The organism is Legionella sp. (genome assembly GCF_049790535.1).
Taxonomy (GTDB): domain Bacteria; phylum Pseudomonadota; class Gammaproteobacteria; order Legionellales; family Legionellaceae; genus Legionella.
On record NZ_JBAQZB010000117.1, the window covers coordinates 1 to 3,423 of the forward strand.

A 3,423-nucleotide genomic window follows, 5' to 3' on the forward strand; every position below is an offset into this window, starting at 1 on the left:
CCAGTGCCATCGGTATTTATGGATTGCAGAAAAATTTACCTAATAAGAATGAATCATTTACGGAACAAAGCAAAGAAAATAATCATGCAAAGACAAGTTTTGCAAGCCAGCTAGTGAATCAATGGGAACAAGCTGCATTACGAGGAACAGAGGTTAATATACCCGTTACATTAATGCGATTTGGCGTAGTTTTGAAACGTGGGCAAGGCATGTTAAAAAAACTAGAGCTTCCTGCACAATATGGAATGAGTGCTGTAATTGGTACAGGAAAACAACCGCTATCTTGGATACACCATGTTGATCTGGTCAAGAGTATCTTATTTTTAATTTCTCATCCCCAAATTACTGGCCCTGTAAATCTAGTAGCGCCTGAATGTTTATCACAAAAAATATTTAATCAAACTTTGGTAGAAGTGCTAAAAAAACCTACTTTTCTTCGTTTACCTGCATGGTTAGTTCACGTATTGTTCGGGCAAATGGGTGAAGAACTTTTATTATCAGGGCAATCTGTTTTTCCACAACGACTTTTGGCTCATCAATTTAATTTTGAATATCCTACATTGTTGTCAGCTTTGACCGAAGAATTTACAAATTAAGATTAGAATTGCTTTAAACATTTAAAGGCAACCTAGCTGACAACCCATTTTTTTCTCAAGTAACACTCTAAGTTCAGCTAGTGCCTCTTTTTTTCTGTACATAAAATTTTCAAATTCTTGTTGAGCTGCATCACCCAACCCTGACAGGTCACGAATTAATTCTGCATCAACTAGCACCATTAGTGTAGTGCTTCAATCGCGTGCTTAGGGTCATTTTTAATGATGGTGAGTAAGGCCAATGCTGGTCCAGTTGGCGTTCTTCGCCCTTGCTCCCAGTTTTGCAGTGTTCTTAGGCTTACATGTACCAGCGTTGAAAACTCACTTTGAGACAATCCTGTTTTTTCTCTTATTTTCTTTACATCAAGTGGATTAAATGAAAATACTCGCGCTGCTTTTTTTTCACAACGATGTATTTTCCCTGCTTCACGAACACTTTCAATGAGCTCATCAAATGATTGTTTATTCATGGTGTAACTCCTCTTTTACAACTGTTTTTAAAGTACTGATTTAATTTTTCTTGTTTTGCTTTAAGGGTATGCGTAAAGCATATAGATTTGGTCCTCTGGCGTTATCCAATAATAAATAACTCTTATCCCACCACGCTTACCCTTTTCTGGCGTATTCCACCGGACTTTTCTTATGCCTCTTATGCCTCTTATGCCTCTTATGCCTCTTATGCCTCTGGTGCCTCTGGTGCCTCTGGTGCCTTTAATAATTTTTCCAAGCTCCGGGTTTTTAATCAGCTCTTCCTGTAATTGACGATATTTCTCGTCTGGCATGGCATCCAGATTATTTTTGTAAAAATTGATGTTTCTTTTATAATCATAGCAGAATTATACTCCATTGAAGTATAAAATTAAAGAAACCTTGCTCTCATTTTTTTCGATTCATAGTTAGAGTTAGTTTTTATCAGCAGGAACATATGGGATCGCACCGGCCTACCTAAATATCGTATGGGGCGTGCCCTGCATCAAAGATAAATCCATCATTAATCGATATCATCCATGCCATCGGATTATTTGCAATTCTTGAGAGCATAAAAAAGTATGGGACAATTAAGCTACTTTGTAATTTCATAGGCTGTTTTCCTGCTCTATTCTCAATATGGTCATAAGATTGTGACTTATCTCCAAATGAAATCATTTAAATCGATCTATGGCCCATCGCTCAGGTAAACATATGGAATTCAATATGGTAGACTAGTGTAAACTTCAATTACTTTTAATTTATATGGCAAAACTTTATTTTTATTTTGCTGCAATGAATGCTGGCAAAAGTACAATACTTTTACAATCAAGCCATAACTACCGAGAAAGGGGAATGCAAACTTTATTGTTTACCCCTGCAATTGACACCCGTTATAAACCAGGTACTATTCATTCTCGCATTGGATTGTCTCAATCAGCATGCATTTTTCAAGCAAATGATAATCTTTATCAAAAAGTATGTGAGCAATCTCAGTCCTATTCTTGTATTTTAATAGATGAAGCGCAATTCCTAAATCGTGAGCAAGTTTATCAACTTACTGACATAACCGATCAATTAGAAATACCTGTTTTAGCCTATGGTTTAAGAACTGATTTTAAAGGGGAATTATTCGAAGGAAGTCATTATCTATTAGCTTGGGCAGATGAGCTAGTGGAAACCAAAACCATTTGCCACTGTGGCCGCAAAGCGACGATGAACTTACGAATAAATGATGATGGTGAAGTGATTTCAGATGGTGCCCAAGTGTTAATAGGTGAAAATAATCGTTATGTTTCTACTTGCCGTAAGCATTTCAAGTTATCCATATACTTTAAATAATTATATAGCCGTAAGAGATTATCTGCTCCTACGGCTTAACTTTAGATTTATTTCATTATCTATTGGAGCTATTTGTTCCCTTATAAAGTAAGCCAAGATCTTTAATGGAACTTGTTCCTTGCATATTCGCTGCTCTAGACTTGAAATTACCATCATCTTTAGCTTTGGCATGAAGTTTATCAGTACTCCTTTTCACTCCATTTTTTGAACCCTGTTGAACATTAGGTTTGCTATGATGAGTGACTGGTTTCATTGTTTTAATGATTTTTTTTGCGCCAGTTTTTGCTTTAGAACTTTCTTTTGAAGCAGCTTTTACAGATTTTTTTATGTTTGATTTGACGCTTGCAGCAACTTTGTTTGTCATATTCTTAGCGGAGGACGCACTCTTTTTTATTGTTTTTTTAGCTACCGAAGAAGCTTTATGAACCACATTTATTGCATTTTTTTCAGTATTTTGAGAAACATTTAACCAATGATTTTCTAAAATACTAAATGTATCTTTTATATAGTTCAGTGCCATATGTGTATTTTGAATAAATGTACCCAGATTTTTTTCAAAGAGATCCTCTGGTTTTTTCATTTTTAGTAAATCATCAGGTTTTATATAGGACATGCTTTGCATAGTTCTAACATTTAACTCCATTAATTTTTGCAAAGGAAATGCCATATTACTAAAATTTTTTTGATAAATGTTTTTCATTGTTTCTCCTTTTATGGTGCGTTGCACAATTCAAGATTAGTTATTAACATTTAATTTGTCAAATAAAAAACAGTTTTTGGAGAGTAATGGAACAGACAATCGACTTAAAAACATTAAAATTATTTAGTGCATAATATTATAAGGTTTTTTTCCATTTGAGATACATGTAAAAATTCAGGCTGATATTATTTTTAATAAAGTTGCGAGTTTTAAATTATTTTGGTGCATACAAAATGCAATGGGGTTTCACAAATAATGACAAATTGTTCCGTCTGCTTATGATGAATGAAGAAAATTATCTATAAGTGTACAATGCTTCGC

The 3,423-nt window shown here is 34.4% G+C and carries 6 protein-coding genes; 2 read left to right on the forward strand and 4 right to left on the reverse strand.

What is annotated here, in order from left to right; genetic code table 11:
- Window positions 1-596, forward strand: a 596-nt coding sequence (locus WA877_RS07395; RefSeq protein ID WP_425170279.1) for a DUF1731 domain-containing protein, incomplete at its 5' end; no start/stop codon positions are given.
- A gap of 21 nt (window positions 597-617) precedes the next feature.
- Here the strand turns inward: WA877_RS07395 and WA877_RS07400 are convergent.
- From WA877_RS07400 to WA877_RS07410, 3 genes are all read right to left on the reverse strand, one after another.
- Window positions 618-776, reverse strand: a complete 159-nt coding sequence (locus WA877_RS07400) for a hypothetical protein (protein ID WP_425170280.1) — start codon at window positions 774-776, stop codon at window positions 618-620.
- Window positions 776-1,063 carry a NadS family protein gene (gene nadS, locus WA877_RS07405; RefSeq protein WP_425170281.1) on the reverse strand — a complete coding sequence of 96 codons (288 nt, stop codon included), beginning with the start codon at window positions 1,061-1,063 and terminating at the stop codon, window positions 776-778. Before nadS ends, WA877_RS07400 begins: the two co-directional genes overlap by 1 nt.
- Window positions 1,064-1,538: 475 nt before the next feature.
- Complete coding sequence (locus WA877_RS07410) at window positions 1,539-1,739, reverse strand: hypothetical protein (RefSeq protein WP_425170282.1); 201 nt, start codon at window positions 1,737-1,739, stop codon at window positions 1,539-1,541.
- An 87-nt stretch (window positions 1,740-1,826) separates the two neighbouring features.
- Between WA877_RS07410 and WA877_RS07415 the strand changes: the two genes are divergently transcribed.
- Window positions 1,827-2,402, forward strand: coding sequence for a thymidine kinase (locus tag WA877_RS07415; protein ID WP_425170283.1), 576 nt, complete (start codon window positions 1,827-1,829; stop codon window positions 2,400-2,402).
- A gap of 55 nt (window positions 2,403-2,457) precedes the next feature.
- Here the strand turns inward: WA877_RS07415 and WA877_RS07420 are convergent, their stop codons facing one another.
- On the reverse strand, window positions 2,458-3,102 hold the full coding sequence (locus WA877_RS07420; protein WP_425170284.1) for a hypothetical protein: 645 nt from the start codon (window positions 3,100-3,102) through the stop codon (window positions 2,458-2,460).
- Between the last annotated feature and the right edge of the window lie 321 nt (window positions 3,103-3,423).

Coding starts and splice junctions, on each gene's coding strand:
- WA877_RS07400 (WP_425170280.1), bottom strand. CDS start 776: ATGGTGCTAGTTGATGCAGAATTAATTCGTGACCTGTCAGGGTTGGGT.
- nadS (WP_425170281.1), bottom strand. CDS start 1,063: ATGAATAAACAATCATTTGATGAGCTCATTGAAAGTGTTCGTGAAGCA.
- WA877_RS07420 (WP_425170284.1), bottom strand. CDS start 3,102: ATGAAAAACATTTATCAAAAAAATTTTAGTAATATGGCATTTCCTTTG.
- WA877_RS07415 (WP_425170283.1), top strand. CDS start 1,827: ATGGCAAAACTTTATTTTTATTTTGCTGCAATGAATGCTGGCAAAAGT.
- WA877_RS07410 (WP_425170282.1), bottom strand. CDS start 1,739: ATGATTTCATTTGGAGATAAGTCACAATCTTATGACCATATTGAGAAT.